Consider the following 14581-nt stretch of genomic DNA (forward strand, 5'->3'; position numbering starts at 1 on the left):
GGGGTCCCCCGCGCCCGGCGACATCCCCGGCCCTCGCCCGGCCGCCGGCTCGGGGGAAGCCGGAGACGTCCCCCAGCCCAGGGACGGCGACGCCGATGAGCACACGGACGGCACGGAGACGCGCTCCGAGTCCGCCGGCCAACAGGGCCGCACCGCGGCCCGGCCGCGGGGCGACGGTCCCGAGCAAGGCGGGGACGACGCCGGTCCGCGTCAACAGGCCGGTGATGCCGAGGAGCGCGGGCACGCCGCCGTTGACCGGCCGGCGGGCGGCGGGAGGGGGAAGACGGACGGCGGGTCAGCTGACACCGAGTAACCTCGTCACCCGTGACGCGTTCCTCCGTGACCGCCCCGCCGTCGGCGCGCCCCGAGGCGCCGCCGCCGGGCACCGCCCTGCGCAGCCGCTGCGACCGCGGCTTCGGGCACGGCCGCGATCAGCCGGGCGGCCCGCGCCTCCCCGTTCCCGTGGGCACGACACTCCACCTGCGTGCCTGGTGCAACGGCATCGCGGGCCGGAAGGCGTACCTTGAGGCTGAGGGGCGAAACGCGCCCCCGGCGGCGCGGTCGCCGTCCGCGTGGCAGCCCCGCGCATCGAGGTGAACATGGAACACTTCGCCAAGCACGGCGATCGGGCCGGCATCGCCGCCGAACACGACTACGAGGTGAACCCTTGACCAACGCAGGTGCGGGCCCCGAGGTCCTCATCCAGCGGCTCGACGCCGAGCTGCCGATGCCGTCCTACGCCCACCCCGGTGACGCGGGCGCCGACCTCTACGCGGTCGAGGACGTCGAGCTGATGCCCGGCGAGCGGGCCGTCGTCGGCACGGGAGTGGCGATCGCCCTTCCCGACGGCTACGCCGCGTTCGTGCATCCGAGGTCGGGGCTGGCATCCCGGCACGGTGTCACCCTGGTCAACGCGCCCGGCACGGTCGACGCCGGATACCGCGGCGAGATCAGGGTCACGCTGATCAACACCGACGCCAAGGAGCCGTTCCGCCTCCGGCGGGGCGACCGGATGGCGCAGCTCGTGGTCCAGCGGGTGGAGCGCGCCGCCTTCTACGAGGTCCAGCGCCTGCCCGGTTCGGTGCGCGGCGCCAACGGATTCGGATCGACAGGACGCTGACCGGCGGGCCGCGCCCGCGGCCCATCGACATGGCGGGCCGCCAGGCGGCCCGGTGAACAAGGAGAGTGAGGAACGTGTTCCGACGTCGTCGTCGTGAGCAGCCGGAACAGGCGATTGAGCAGGAGTCTGCCGCGCCCACCCGAGAGTCCGGCCCGTGGGACGCCGACGAGCCCCACCCCGACACCGACAGGATCGACCTCGGCGGCCTGCGGCTGCCGCACAATCCCGACTTCGACGTACGGCTGGCGTCGGTCGGCGACCAGCATGTCGGCGTCGTGGCCCTGTACGAAGACAGCTCGCTGCAACTCCAGGCCCTGGCCGCGCCGCGCAGCTCGGGGTTGTGGGAGGAGATCAAGGCCAAGATCCTGGCCCAGGCCAAGCACCTGGAGGAGCAGGAGGGCCCGTTCGGCAGCGAGCTGGCCGGCGAGATGAAGGCCGACGGCAACACCAGGCCCGCCCGCTACATCGGCATCGACGGGCCGCGCTGGTTCCTGCTCGCGGTGATCTCCGGCAAGGCGGCCCTCGACGAGACGATCGCGACGGCGTACATCGACTTCATCAAGGACGTCGTGGTCGTGCGGGGCGACGAGCCGATGGCCCGCGAGGAGCCGATCCCGCTGCGCCGCCCCAACGAGCCGGGAGCCGAGCAGCAGCAGGAGCAGCAGGGGTTCAACCCGTTCAGGAGGGGGCCGGAGATCAGTGAGATTCGCTGACGGCTGACATCACATAGGCTGGCTCCATCATGAGTACGGCAGAGCCCCAAAAACGCAGGGGATTGCGCGGGTTCTTGGATCGGCTGGCATCTTCCCAGTCCGAGATCGAGGCCCAGGAGCTGCGGGAAGACGTCGATGAGGTCGGCGCCACCCCCATCGCCTCGTGTGGCGGGCGCCGGCGCTTCTGCGTGGCGGGTACGCTACGTACAGTGACACTGCGCCCGAGGGGTGGTGCTCCCGCGCTTGAGGCCGAGCTCTACGACGGGTCAGACGTGATCGACCTGGTCTGGCTCGGCCGCCGCAAGATAGCGGGCATCGAGCCCGGCCGCACGGTCAAGGCCGAGGGCCTGGTCAGCATGCAGGACGGGCGCAAGGTGATGTTCAATCCGCGTTACGAGCTGCGCCCAGGGAGTTGATCGAGTGAGTGCCGAGGCGGAAGAGGTCGCCCACGACACGGTTGAGGCGGCGGTGCGAGCCCAGCTCGCCAAGGCCTTCGGCGGCGTGCGCGGCATCATCGAGGCGGCGGTCCCCACGATCGCCTTCACGGTGTCCTGGATCACCACGGAAGACCTGAAGCTGTCGTTGATCATCAGCGTCGCCCTGGCGGTCGTGCTGCTGGCGGTCAGGATCGTGCAGCGGTCCACGCCACAGTTCGTGATCAACAGCTTGATCGGCATCGCGATCGGCGCGTTCTTCGCCAGCCGCACGGGCGACGCGAAAGACTATTTCCTGCCCGGCATCCTCTGGAACGCCGCCTACATGCTCGCCATGCTGGTGTCGATCGTCACGCGCTGGCCGGTGGTCGGGTTCCTGATCGGCTCGGTCACGGGTGATCCGACGGCCTGGCATAAGGACCAGGGCATCGTGCGGCTCTGCACCCGGCTGACGTGGCTGCTCATGTTGCCGTGCGCGGTGCGGGTGGCCGTGCAGGGGCCCGTCTACCTGTTCGGGGGCGGCGACCAGGCGGTGGCGGCGCTCGGGTTCGCCAAGATCGTGATGGGCTGGCCGCTCCAGGTGGCCGCGTTCGCCGCGATGTTGTGGGTGCTCGGCCGCGGCCGCACCCCGGTCAAACCGGCCGCGCCGGCCTGACCGTTCCGTGGCGACGCCCGCCCTTCCGCGTCTTCCGCGTCCTTGCGCACCCTTGCGCGGGGAGCTCAGCGGTCGTCGTGGTCCGGGTCGAAGGCGGTGGGCTCGGCGGGGAGGGTGTAGCGCTCGCCGATGAGGTCGGCCACCCGCTGCCTGCTCTCCGCGGGCTCCGGCTCGTCGGCCCGCTCCAGCTCCGCCACTTCGTCGGCGAGGCCGGCGTCCCCGAGGCAGTCGCGGATCCACTGCGAGTAGTCGCCCCTGCGCAGGTGGTGCAGCCAGGTGTCGTCGTCCACGCCCTCGGCCAGCTCGACGAAGGTGTGCAGGTTACGCGCCCGCAGCCGCAGCCGCTCGCCGGGCCCGGTGAAGTAGAAGCTCTTGTCCTTGGCCATGGTGCCCGCCGCGTACTTGCGGCGGTGCCGGGTGCGTTCGACGGTGGCGGGCGTGAGGGTGAGGTGCTGGGCCGTCTCGTCCCCGCGCTGCCACAGCGCGATGTCGCCATCGGCGACCGGGTCGAGTGAGGGCGCCTCCTGGCCGAGGGCGCCGGCGAACGCGGCGAGCGTGCTTTCCGGTTCCTTGCCCACCGCGATCGTGGTCGTCACCAGGCGCAGCGCCTCGGCGCTCACCGCCTCGGGATGCACGGTGATCATCAGCAGCGAGCCGAGGTCGGCGGCCTCGCCCAGCGGCACGCGCCGCACCTCGGCGGGCAGCAGGTGGTGGACCTCGTCGACCACCACCCAGTGCGGATGGCCGAGCTTGGCGCGCACGCCGGTCAGCCGGGGCAGCAGCTCGGCGAAGTACGTGGGGCGGTCGCGCAGCTGCAGGCCGATCAGGTTGACCACGACGCTCTGCCGCGGCTGCTCCAGCACGTGCGTGACCTCCTCCACGCCGGGCACCCGGTCCGGGTCGCCGAGCACGGTGATGCCCGGGTAGTCGGCGTAGTCGCCTTCCGGGTCCACGATCACGCACTGGTAGCCGTCGCCGACGAGCCGCTCCAGCAGCGCCGTCGTCACTGTGGACTTGCCGCTGCCCGAGGGGCCCGCCACCAGGAGCCCGGAGCCGTACGGGCGCAGGCGCACCTCCTCGCCGTCGCGATGGCCGAGCAGGACGTGGCGGCGCGGCACCTCCACCGCGTCCAGGTCGCCCGAGAGCATCATCCCGGCCAGCTCGGCCACCCCGTCGCCGGCCTCGCCCGCCAGGCGCAGGTCGCACGAGTCCCTGAGCGCGGGCAGCGCGTTGGCGACGGCGGCGCCGCACTCGGCGGCGGCCAGGAACGCGTGGTCGTTCTCCCCGTCGCCGACCGCGACCGTGCTGTGCGCCGACAGCGACAGCCGGTCGAGGGCGGCGGCCAGGCCGCTCGCCTTGTTCACGCCCGGCGGCAGCACCATGACGGCGCCCTTGTTGTAGATCACCTGTAGCTCCAGCCCGAGCTCGCGGATGGCCCCCAGGACGCGTACGTCGTGCGGCTCCCGCGTGGCGACGACCACCTGCCCCACGCCCAGCGGGCTGACCCCTTCGCTGCGCAGCCGGTCGGCCAGCGCGGCGGGCGGGGGCGTGGCGAGGGCGTCGCAGGTGCGCTGCCCCGGGTCGTACAGCAGGCCGCCGTTCTCGGCGACGATCAGGTCGAACAGGCCGGGGTGCGGGAACACGGAGAGCAGGTCGTCGAGCTCGCGTCCGGTGACCAGCACGAGTTTGATGCCGGCGCGGGAGAGCCGCTCCAGCGCCTCGATCGTCGTCTCGGTCACGTGGCCCCCGCGGGCCAGGGTCTCGTCGTAGTCACAAGCCAGCACGTTGTGGCGCATGGGCTCCCCCTACCCGCCGTCGCGGGACATCCGGCCGGGGCGCGGGAAAGTCTGCGACGTTAAAGACCTCGGGAAGTATCTCTTAAGTACACGATTCGCTACGCAGGGTAAGAAAACCGGCAGAACTGCCCTCTCATCCGTACGGGAGCCATCATGCTCAGAAGCGTTGTCGCCGCCCTCACCTTGACCGCCGCGGCCCTGCTGCTCGCGGCCGTGCCCGCCATCGCCGATGACGACACCGACCCGCAGAACCTGACCTGCGGGAAGGACATCAGCAGCGAGATCGACGTCAACATCCCAGACCAGTCACCGCGCACCCACCGATTCTGCGCCGATGAGGACGACCCAGACCAGATCCACGAGTTCGTCTGGGAGTCCTGACGGGCGGCGCGGAGACAGGCCCCCTCGCGCGTCGCTCGCGAGGGGCCTTCCGTCAGTGTTGCGACAGCAGGTGGGCCAGCTCCTGCTCCACTTCCTGGTTGGCCACGAAGAGCAGCTCGTCGCCCGCCTCCAGCGGATCGTCCGCCGTGGGGACGAGCACCCGCCCCTCGCGCAGGATCGCCACCAGGGCGGCGTCGACGGGCCACGGCACCGAGCCGGCCCGCTGGCCCACCACGGGGGCGTCGTCGGCGAGGGTGAGCTCGACCAGGTTGGCCTGCCCTTGGCGGAACGTCATCAGGCGTACCAGGTCACCGACGCTCACCGCCTCCTCCACCAGCGCGCTCAGCAGGCGCGGGGTCGAGACGGCCACGTCGACGCCCCACGACTCGTTGAACAGCCACTCGTTGTTGGGGTGGTTGATACGGGCGACCACGCGCGGCACGCCGTATTCGGTCTTGGCCAGCAGCGACACCACCAGGTTGACCTTGTCGTCGCCGGTGGAGGCCACCACGACATGGCAGTTGTTGAGCCCGGCCTCGTCGAGGGAGGCGATCTCGCAGGCGTCGGCGAGCAGCCACTCCGCGCGGGGCACGCTGTCGATCTTGATGGCGGCGGGATCGACGTCGATGAGCAGCACGTCGTGGCCGTTCTCCAGAAGCTCGGCCGCGATGGAGCGGCCCACGGCGCCCGCTCCGGCGATGGCGACGCGCATCAGTCGTCCTCTTCCGGTGCCGCGGCGAGCACCTTGTTGATCCGATCCATGTCGCTCTCGGCGGCGATGACGTGCAGCCCGTCGCCCTCCTGCACCACCGTGTCGGGCCCGATGGTCACGGCCTCGCCCATGCGGTTGATGAAGGCGATGCGTGCCCGCGCCCGCTCCTCGAGCTCGACGACGCGCGTGCCGATCCAGGCCGGGTGCGCGGCCGCCTCGGACAGCACGACGGTGCCGGTGGGGTCGCGCCAGAGCGGCTCGGCGCCCTCGGGGAGGATGCGGCGCATGATCTGGTCGGCGGTCCAGCGCACGGTCGCCACCGTCGGGATGCCCAGCCGCTGGTAGACCTCGGCCCGGCGGGGGTCGTAGATGCGGGCCACCACGTTGTCGACGCCGAACGTCTCACGCGCCACGCGGGCGGAGATGATGTTGGAGTTGTCGCCGCTGGAGACGGCCACGAACGCGGTGGCGGACTCGACGCCCGCCTCGGTGAGCACGTCGCGATCGAAGCCCACACCCGTCACCCGCCGCCCGCGGAACCCGGCCCGCAGCCGCCGGAACGCCTGCGGGTCGCGGTCGATGATGGCGACGGAATGTCCGCCGTCTTCGAGGATGTGCGCGAGGGTCGAACCCACCCGGCCACATCCCATGATCACAATATGCATTTCCCCCCGCATGTTCGCGGTCGGCAGCTTGCTCGACACCAGTATGGCCCGATAGGGGCTGCCGCGTTCGATCCCCCCGGCAGAGGACTAGCATCTCGTTACGTGTCGAAGGTGACGGATCTCGTCAAACGCGTGCTCGTGGGGCGTGCCTTGCGTAGCGGGCAGCTCCACGAGCAACTCCTGCGAAAACGCATCGCCCTGCCTGTCTTCGCGAGTGACGCCCTCTCGTCCGTGGCGTACGCGCCCCAGGAGATCCTCGTCATCCTCTCGCTGGCGGGCGCCTCCTTCTACGCCTACAGCCCGTGGGTGGCGCTCGCCGTCGTGGTCGTGATGCTCACGGTCGTGGCGTCGTACCGGCAGAACGTGCACGCCTACCCCAGCGGCGGCGGCGACTACGAGATCGCGACCACCAACCTCGGCCGCAACGCGGGGCTCACCGTGGCCAGCGCTCTCATGGTCGACTACGTGCTGACCGTCGCCGTGTCGGTCGCCAACGGCGTCGACTACGTCGGCGCCACCATCCCGTTCGTGGGCCAGCACAAGACCGCCGTCGCCGTCGCCATCGTCATCCTGCTGACCGTGGTGAACCTGCGCGGGATCCGCGAGTCGGGCGCCGCGTTCGCCGTCCCGACGTACGCGTTCATGGTCGCCGTCCTGGGACTGATCGCCTGGGGCGGGTTCCGGCTGCTGGTCCTGGGCGAGCAGATCCAGGCGCCCAGCGCCCACTTCACCATCAAGCCCGAGCAGACCGACCTCACGGCCTTCGCCGCGGCGTTCCTGATCCTGCGCGCGTTCTCCTCCGGCTGCGCCGCCCTGACGGGCGTCGAGGCCATCAGCAACGGCGTGCCCGCGTTCAGGAAGCCCAAGAGCAAGAACGCCGCCACCACGCTGCTGATGATGGGACTGGTGGCGATCAGCATGTTCGGCGGCATCATCGCCCTCGGCCTGGCGTCAGGGGTGAAGGTGGCCGAGCCGTCGGTGGTCGCCGAGGACCTGCTCAGGCCGGACGGCACGCCCGTCGGCCCCGACTACTACCAGCAGCCGATCATCTCCCAGGTGGCCGACGCGGTGTTCGGGGGCGGGTCGATGCCGTTCGTCGTCGTCTCGGCGGTGACGGCGCTGATCCTCTTCCTTGCCGCCAACACGGCCTTCAACGGCTTCCCCGTGCTCGGCTCCATCCTGGCGCAGGACCGCTACCTGCCGCGCCAGCTGCACACCCGCGGTGACCGGCTGGCCTTCTCCAACGGCATCGTCATCCTGGCGCTCGGCGCGTGCCTGCTCCTCTGGGGGTTCGACGCGGACGTCAGCCGCCTGCTCAACCTCTACATCGTCGGGGTCTTCGTCTCGTTCACGCTGAGCCAGACCGGCATGGTCATCCACTGGACCCGCCATCTGAAGATTGAGACCGAGCCCAGGATCCGGCACCAGATGCACCGCTCCCGCGCGATCAACTCCTTCGGGGCGATCATGACAGGGCTGGTGCTCATCGTCGTGCTGCTGACGAAGTTCCTGGTCGGGGCGTGGATCGTGGTGATCGTGATGCCGATCCTGTTCCTCACGATGAAAGGCATCAGGCGCCACTACGACAACGTGGCGGCCGAGCTGGAGATCACCGAGGACTACGAGCCGGCCATGCTGCCCGCGCGCAACCACGCGATCGTGCTGGTCTCGAAGATCCACAAGCCGACCATGCGCGCCCTCGCGTACGCCCGCGTCACCCGGCCGTCCACGCTGGAGGCCGTCACCGTGGGCGTCGAGGGGGAGGAGGCGCGCAGGCTGCAGGAGGAGTGGGAGCGCCTGGGCATCCCGGTGCCGCTCAAGATGCTCGACTCGCCCTACCGCGAGATCACGCAGCCCATCCTCGACTACGTCAAGACGCTGCGCAGGCGCTCGCCGCGCGACGTGGTGACCGTGTTCATCCCCGAATACGTGGTCGGCCACTGGTGGGAGCACCTGCTGCACAACCAGAGCGCGCTCCGGCTGAAGGCGCGCCTGCTGTTCAAGCCGGGAGTCATGGTGACCAGCGTGCCCTGGCAGCTGCACTCCTCCGACCGGCTCAAGGGCAGGCCCGAGCCGTTCGCGCCCGGCGCGGTGCGGCGTCCGGCGCAGCAGAGCGACGACGAGGGGCGGGTCAGTTCCCGCTGATCAGCTCGCGCAGCCTGCCGGTGTCGTCCGCGCTCCAACCCGGCGGCGGGGCCACGGCGGCCCACCCGTCCACGATGTCGGAGTTGTACCGGTGCCCGTGACCGGGCGGCACCGACAGCGCGGCCGTCATGTCCACCAGCACCTGCCAGAACGTCACCAGCGGGAACCAGTTCATCTGCGGGTTCATGCCCGGCGCCCGCGGTTCCTCCAGCCAGGCCGGCCTGCGGTAGATCAGCTCCGGCGTCCACCACACCACCGGGTCGGAGGCGTTCTGCAGGTAGACCACCCGCGGGTGCAGCCACGGGCCGGGCGGGCGGCTCAGGTCGGCGGGGCGCTGGGCGAACCTGGCCGTCCTGCCGCCTTCGTAGACCGGCCGCCACACAGGGCTGCCCGGCTCGCGGCCCTCGGTGAGCCGCCGCCAGATCGGGTCGGCGTTCGGCGGCCCGACGAACAACGCGCCGTCCGTCCTGGCCACCATGTCGTCCAGGTCGCCGAACGCCCGCTCCAGCTCGTACGAGCCCAGGCTCTCCCCCGACAACACCAGCCGCGGCCGGTCATCGGGCGGCAGCAGGGCCAGCCGGGCGTGCACCGCCTCGAACAACGCCTTGCCCGCGGCCGCCGCCCTGCCCCTGTCGACCAGGAACGACACCCAGCTCGGCAGGTAGGAGTACTGCACCGCGACCATGGCGGAGCGGCCGTTGTACATGTACTCGAGCGCGTCGGCGATGTGCTCGTCCACCCAGCCGGTGCCGGTGGTGCCGAGCACGGCGATGATCGGCCGGTCGAACGCGCCGGTGCGCTCCAGCTCGCGCACGGCCAGCTCCGCCTGCGCCTCGGGTGTGGCCGCGGCGTCGAGGCCGACGTACACCCTGACCGGCTCGGCGGCCGGACGGCCGGAGAAGGCGGTCAGCAGGGCGGGGGTGACGGCGCTGCCGGCGAAGCTACGGCCTTCCCTGCCCAGGGAATCCCAGCTCACCAGCGAGCCGGGACCGCCCGACAGGGAACGCGACTCGGGCCGGCGCACGCCCGGGTTGGTGCCCTTGTTGGCGACCGACGAGACGTCGCTCACCCTGGCCACGAACCCGGAGAACAACACGTCGTTGGCCAGCACCCCCACCAGGACGGCGATGACGAGCACACCGATGGCGTGCCCCGCGTACGACGGCAAGAACCGGTCCAGCCAGCCGATCAGCCTGCGGCCGCCCAGGCGTACCAGCCTGCTCAGGAACAGGATCACGGCGAACAGGCTGAGGGCCACGGCGAGGATCACCGGCGGGAACCAGCTGATCCGGGTGTCCATGCCCATGAGTTCCCGCAGGTCGCGCTGCCAGTCGTAGCTGTACCAGAGCGTGATCGCCCCCACCGCCGCGCAGCCCGCGATCAGGACCTGCCAGGCGATCCACCGTGCCCGCTCGGACGGACGGTAGCTGATCACCGACCGCCCCAGCGCGCCCAGCGCCGCGCCCGCCGCATAGCCGATGACCCCGGTGACGGCGCCCATGACCCCCTGGTAGAGCCACGTGCGGGGCAGCAGCGACGGCGTCAGCGAGGCGCAGGCGAACAGCACGGCCAGCAGCGTCCCCCCGAACCCGAGCCGCCGACGTACCACCCGCCCCTCGTTCACGATCACCTAGGGTAACGGCCCGCCCGTAGCGGACGGCGGCGCCCCCCGCCCGTGACAGGCCGCCGCGCCCGCGCACATAGGGTGTCGGTGTGGAACAGGCATCTCTCGAGCTGACGGTAGGTCCGGTCGCCCATGGCGGCTGGTGCGTGGCACGCCACGAAGGGCGCGTGGTCTTCGTCCGCCACGCCCTGCCCGGCGAGCGGGTGATCGCCGACGTCACCGAGGAGACCACCCGGTTCCTGAGGGCCGACGCCGTGGAGATCCTCGAGCCGTCGCCCGATCGTGTCGTCCCGCCCTGCCCCTACGCCGGACCGGGGCGCTGCGGCGGCTGCGACTGGCAGCACGCCACGCCCGAGGCGCAGCGGCGGCTCAAGGCGCAGGTCGTGACCGAGCAGCTGCAGCGGCTGGCGGGCATCCGGCGTGAGGTCGTGGTCGAGGAGGTGCCGGGGGCCAAAGACGGTCTCGGCTGGCGCACGCGGGTGCAGTTCGCCGCGCTGCCCTCCGGCGAGCTGGGCTTCCGCCGCCACCGCTCCCACGAGATCGAGGTCGTCGACGCCTGCCTGATCGCCCACCCCGAGGTCGAGGCGGTCGCCGCCGAGGAGCACACCTGGCCCGGCGCGTCGAGCATCGAGGTCATCACCTCGTCCGGCGGCGACCGGGCCGTGGTCGTCACGCCCAGGCCCCGGCGCAGCGTCACGGTGCCCGACCTCGAAGCGCCCGCCTCCGTCCTGCTCGACCAGGGCAAGGGCCGCACGGTGCCGCGGCGCGGCTCGGGCGTGCTGCACGAGCAGGTGGGCGAGCGCCGGTTCCGGGTGGCGGGCAGCGGCTTCTGGCAGGTGCACCCCGGGGCCGCCGAGACGCTGCTGGACGCGGTGCTGGCGTACGCCGCGCCCGAACCGGGGGAGTGGGCGCTCGACCTCTACTGCGGCGTGGGCCTGTTCGCGGCCGGCCTGGCGGAGGCCGTGGGGCCCGAGGGAGCGGTGTTCGGCGTCGAGTCGGAGGAGTCCGCGGTCCGTGACGCCCGCGCCAACCTCCGCGACCTGCCGCAGGCGCGGGTGGAGCGGGGGCGCGTCGAGGACGCCCTCGACCGGTTCCAGATCGAGCGGGCCGACCTCGTCGTGGTCGACCCGCCGAGAGCGGGGCTGGGGCGCGAGGTGGTGACGCGCATCGCGTCCCTGGACGCCCTGCGGATCGTGTACGTGTCGTGCGACCCGGCCACCCTCGCCCGCGACCTGGCCTGGCTGGCGGAGCGCGGCTACACCCTGTCGGAGCTGCGGGCGTTCGACGCGTTCCCGATGACCCATCACGTGGAGTGCGTCGCGCTGCTCGTCCGGGCGTAGGCCGGGTGGCCTGGGCAGGCCGGATGGTCGTGTGCGGGCCGGATGGTCGTGTGCGGGCCGGGTGGTCCCGCGCGGGCCGGGCGGTGCCGTGGCGGGCGTGCCGGACGCCTCAGCGTGCGGAGCTCAGAGCCAGCCCATGCGCTGCGCCGTGCGGATCGCCTCCAGGCGGTTCTGCGCGTTGAGCTTGGTCATGGCACTGGACAGGTAGTTGCGTACGGTGCCCTCGGTCAGGTGCAGCTCTCCCGCGATCCTGGAGATCGTGGCCCCGTCGCCCGCCAGGCGGAGCGCGTCGCGCTCGCGCTCGGTCAGCGGGCTGTCGCCGGCCGCCATCGCCGCGGCGGCCAGCTCGGCGTCGAGGTAGCGCCCGCCCGCCTGGACCTTGCGGATGGCCATCGCCAGCTCCTCCGCCGAGGCGTCCTTACCGAGAAAGCCGCTCACGCCCGCCGCCATGGCCCTGCGCAGGTAGCCGGGACGGCCCAGGCTGGTCAGGATGACGATCTTGCACTGGGAGCTGATCTGCTCGGCGGCGCTGAGGCCGTCCATGCCCGGCATCTCGATGTCGAGGACGGCCACATCGGGCCGGTGCTCGGCCACCGCGGGCAGGATCTCGTCGCCCCGGCCCACCTGGGCCACGACCTCGATGCCGTCCTCCAGGTCGAGCAGGGCCGCGATGGCGCCCCTGACGAGGTGCTCGTCGTCGGCGAGCAGCACGCGGGTGGTCATGCGGGCGTCCTCCTCGTGCACGGCACGCGCGCGGTCATGCGGGCACCGCCGCGCGCAGGACGTAGCGGCCCTCGCGGGTCGGCTCGGCCTCCAGGGTGCCGCCCGCCGCGCGCACGCGCTGGGCCAGCCCTGCCAGGCCGTTCGGCGCGTGCTCGCCCACCGGCCCGTTCACCCCGTCGTTGGACATCTCCAGCACTCCGTCCTGGATCGTGATCGTGCAGCGTTCGGCCTTGCTGTGCTTGAGCACGTTCGTCGCGCCCTCGCGCACGACCGTGGCCAGCAGCGTGCGCGTCTCGGGCGACAGCGAGGAGATCTCGGCGCGCACGGTGCAGCGTACGTCCGCCGCCTCCAGCACCGCCCGCACGCTGGCGAGGACCTCGTCCAGGTCGATCGCCCGGTAGTTCTGGACGACGTTGCGCACCTCGCGCAGCGACTGCCTGGCCAGGTCGCGCACCTCGAACATCTCGGCCGCGGCCGCCTCCTGCCCGGAGCGCAGGGTCTGCTCGGCGTGGGAGGTCCTGGCCGCGATGTCGGTGAGGCTCTGGCCCAGCAGGTCGTTGAGGTCGCGGGCGAAGCGCAGCCGCTCTTCCGACACCGCCAGCCTGGACAGCGCCTCCTGCCCTTCGTGCGCCTCCTTGGTCAGGTGCCAGAGCCGCAGGTTGGCCCACGTCCCGCCGACCGTGAGGGCGGTTATCAGCACCTGGACGAGCGCCAGCTCGGGGAGGAAGGAGTTGGCCAGCGTCACGTACAGGTTGACTGCCACGATCGACGCGACGGACAGGGCGATGACGGTCGTCTTGCGGGCGAACGCGGCGACCAGCCCCAGCCACGTCGCGATCGCCCAGAAGACGGGGACGACCGACAGGAGCAGGACGATCACCCCGGTGACCGCGAGGATGGCTGTGGGCCGCTTCCCGCCCCTGGTGGCGATCCTGAACGGCCGCAGGCTCAGCACGATGAAGACCAGCAGCAGCCCGGCGGCGGTCACGGCCAGCGGCCAGGGCCAGCCCTCCTGCCATCCGACGTACAGCTGGACGAAGCCGAGGGCGGCCACGATCAGGAGCGTGTCGGAGGAGCAGATGATCACCCAGCGGGCCTTGTCGAACTTCGTCGCGTTCCGCACGCGGGAGATCACGCTCACGACGGCACCGCCGCGCGCAGCAGGAACTCGCCCGACCTGGTGGGCGCCGCGGAGAACGAGCCGCCCGCCGCGACCAGCCGCTCCGACAGCCCGCGCAGGCCGTTCCCGGGCGTGCCCGGGCGCCCGTTCACGCCGTCGTTGACCATCTCGAGCACGCCCCCGTCGATCGTGATGGCGCAGCGGGTGGCCCTGCTGTGCTTGAGCACGTTGGTGCCGCCCTCGCGCACCGCCCACGCCAGCAGCGTCCTGGCCTCCGGCGCCAGCCCGTCGGCCCTGGCCTCGATCACGCAGCGGGCGCCCGTGGCCTCCAGCGCCACGCGTACGCCGGCGAGCTCCTCGTCCAGGTCGAGCATTTGGTAACCGTGCACGGCCTGCTGCACCTCGGCCAGCGACTCGCCGGCCAGCTCGCGTACGGCGGCCATCTCGGCGGCCGCCCTCGCGGCGTCCTTGGTGGCCAGCTTGGCGGCCAGCTCGCTCTTCAGCGTGATCACCGCGAGGCTGTGGCCGAGCAGATCGTGCAGGTCACGTGCGAAGCGCAGCCGTTCTTCCGCGACGGCCAGGCTGGCCTTCGCCTCCCGGCTCTTGTGCGCGTCCCTGATCATCCACCAGAGCCAGCGCCACAGCAGCATGGCTCCGATCATGAAGACGGCCACGGCCGACTCGCCGAGCAGGACGCCCTGCCACGCCTGGCCGGTCATGTGGACGACGAACGCGGTGGTCAGGGCGACGGTGACCGTGGCCAGGCAGACCGTCGCCCACAGCGGCAGATAGAGGGCGGCGGCCGACAACCACAGGGTGACGCTCTCCCAGCGCAGGCCGGTGATGCTGCCGCTGTGCGGCATGAGCAGCAGCATGCCCGCCGCGAACACCGCCGCGAGCGCCAGTTTCGGCGTGGGCCCCGGCCGGTGGTCGAAGGACTGCCTGAGGAGGAGGGGGTAGAGCCCGAAGAAGCCGAGCAGGCACGCGAGGATGGCCGCCCCGCGGAGGACGGAGATCGTGCCGGCCGCCGTCTCCACGACGGTGATCGCGCCGAACATCACGGCCATGAGGGCCATCACGGCGTCCATCCAATAGAGGAGGAGCTGTCTGGCCGTGTCGGGACGTGCCGCCATCACGCCCTCCCCTTACTGAC

14 protein-coding genes and 1 pseudogene are annotated in these 14581 nt (G+C 71.7%); 8 read left to right on the top strand and 7 right to left on the bottom strand.

Going from position 1 to position 14581, the window contains the following annotated elements; translation table 11 throughout:
* The 5 genes and pseudogenes from E1292_RS52835 to E1292_RS26035 form a co-directional block, all read left to right on the top strand.
* Positions 1-313: pseudogene (locus E1292_RS52835) on the top strand (hypothetical protein); the annotation flags it as partial.
* Positions 314-667: 354 nt separating this feature from the next.
* Positions 668-1120 (top strand): dUTP diphosphatase, encoded by a 453-nt coding sequence (gene dut / locus E1292_RS26020; RefSeq protein WP_132597832.1) that lies wholly within the window; start codon positions 668-670, stop codon positions 1118-1120.
* Positions 1121-1194: 74 nt separating this feature from the next.
* The gene (locus tag E1292_RS26025; protein WP_132597833.1) at positions 1195-1833 is read left to right on the top strand and encodes a DUF3710 domain-containing protein; all 639 of its coding nucleotides are present in this window, start codon (positions 1195-1197) and stop codon (positions 1831-1833) included.
* A 209-nt stretch (positions 1834-2042) separates the two neighbouring features.
* The gene (locus E1292_RS56145) at positions 2043-2249 is read left to right on the top strand and encodes an OB-fold nucleic acid binding domain-containing protein (RefSeq protein WP_225289212.1); all 207 of its coding nucleotides are present in this window, start codon (positions 2043-2045) and stop codon (positions 2247-2249) included.
* A gap of 4 nt (positions 2250-2253) precedes the next feature.
* Positions 2254-2922 (top strand): DUF3159 domain-containing protein, encoded by a 669-nt coding sequence (locus E1292_RS26035; protein WP_246090337.1) that lies wholly within the window; start codon positions 2254-2256, stop codon positions 2920-2922.
* A gap of 65 nt (positions 2923-2987) precedes the next feature.
* Here E1292_RS26035 and E1292_RS26040 read toward each other — a convergent pair whose 3' ends face one another.
* The gene (locus E1292_RS26040; protein ID WP_132597835.1) at positions 2988-4718 is read right to left on the bottom strand and encodes an HAD-IIB family hydrolase; all 1731 of its coding nucleotides are present in this window, start codon (positions 4716-4718) and stop codon (positions 2988-2990) included.
* 153 nt (positions 4719-4871) lie between these two features.
* Between E1292_RS26040 and E1292_RS26045 the strand changes: the two genes are divergently transcribed.
* Positions 4872-5099 (top strand): hypothetical protein, encoded by a 228-nt coding sequence (locus E1292_RS26045; protein WP_132597836.1) that lies wholly within the window; start codon positions 4872-4874, stop codon positions 5097-5099.
* Between the two features lie 52 nt (positions 5100-5151).
* On the opposite strand, the gene E1292_RS26050 is transcribed toward E1292_RS26045, so the two are convergent.
* Entirely contained in the window at positions 5152-5811 is a 660-nt protein-coding gene (locus E1292_RS26050) for a potassium channel family protein (protein ID WP_132332330.1), read from the bottom strand.
* Positions 5811-6476: a potassium channel family protein gene (locus tag E1292_RS26055; protein WP_132597837.1), complete on the bottom strand. Its 666-nt coding sequence runs from the start codon at positions 6474-6476 to the stop codon at positions 5811-5813. Before E1292_RS26055 ends, E1292_RS26050 begins: the two co-directional genes overlap by 1 nt.
* Positions 6477-6578: 102 nt before the next feature.
* Between E1292_RS26055 and E1292_RS26060 the strand changes: the two genes are divergently transcribed.
* Positions 6579-8621: an APC family permease gene (locus E1292_RS26060; protein WP_132597838.1), complete on the top strand. Its 2043-nt coding sequence runs from the start codon at positions 6579-6581 to the stop codon at positions 8619-8621.
* On the opposite strand, the gene E1292_RS26065 is transcribed toward E1292_RS26060, so the two are convergent.
* Positions 8608-10245 carry an alpha/beta hydrolase gene (locus E1292_RS26065; RefSeq protein WP_246090338.1) on the bottom strand — a complete coding sequence of 546 codons (1638 nt, stop codon included), beginning with the start codon at positions 10243-10245 and terminating at the stop codon, positions 8608-8610. The genes E1292_RS26060 and E1292_RS26065 overlap by 14 nt on opposite strands.
* A gap of 89 nt (positions 10246-10334) precedes the next feature.
* On the opposite strand from E1292_RS26065, the gene E1292_RS26070 reads away from it, so the two are divergent.
* The gene (locus E1292_RS26070) at positions 10335-11585 is read left to right on the top strand and encodes a class I SAM-dependent RNA methyltransferase (RefSeq protein WP_132597840.1); all 1251 of its coding nucleotides are present in this window, start codon (positions 10335-10337) and stop codon (positions 11583-11585) included.
* Between the two features lie 123 nt (positions 11586-11708).
* Here E1292_RS26070 and E1292_RS26075 read toward each other — a convergent pair whose 3' ends face one another.
* Genes E1292_RS26075 through E1292_RS26085 form a run of 3 tightly spaced genes read right to left on the bottom strand, consistent with a single transcriptional unit; the run spans position 11709 to position 14561 of the window.
* Positions 11709-12308: a response regulator transcription factor gene (locus E1292_RS26075; RefSeq protein ID WP_132597841.1), complete on the bottom strand. Its 600-nt coding sequence runs from the start codon at positions 12306-12308 to the stop codon at positions 11709-11711.
* A gap of 34 nt (positions 12309-12342) precedes the next feature.
* Complete coding sequence (locus tag E1292_RS26080; RefSeq protein ID WP_165974743.1) at positions 12343-13449, bottom strand: sensor histidine kinase; 1107 nt, start codon at positions 13447-13449, stop codon at positions 12343-12345.
* The gene (locus E1292_RS26085; RefSeq protein ID WP_132597843.1) at positions 13446-14561 is read right to left on the bottom strand and encodes a sensor histidine kinase; all 1116 of its coding nucleotides are present in this window, start codon (positions 14559-14561) and stop codon (positions 13446-13448) included. The genes E1292_RS26080 and E1292_RS26085 overlap by 4 nt, the downstream gene beginning before the upstream one ends.
* Positions 14562-14581 lie beyond the last annotated feature (20 nt).

It is taken from the genome of Nonomuraea deserti, assembly GCF_004348685.1.
Taxonomy (GTDB): Bacteria; Actinomycetota; Actinomycetes; order Streptosporangiales; family Streptosporangiaceae; genus Nonomuraea; species Nonomuraea deserti.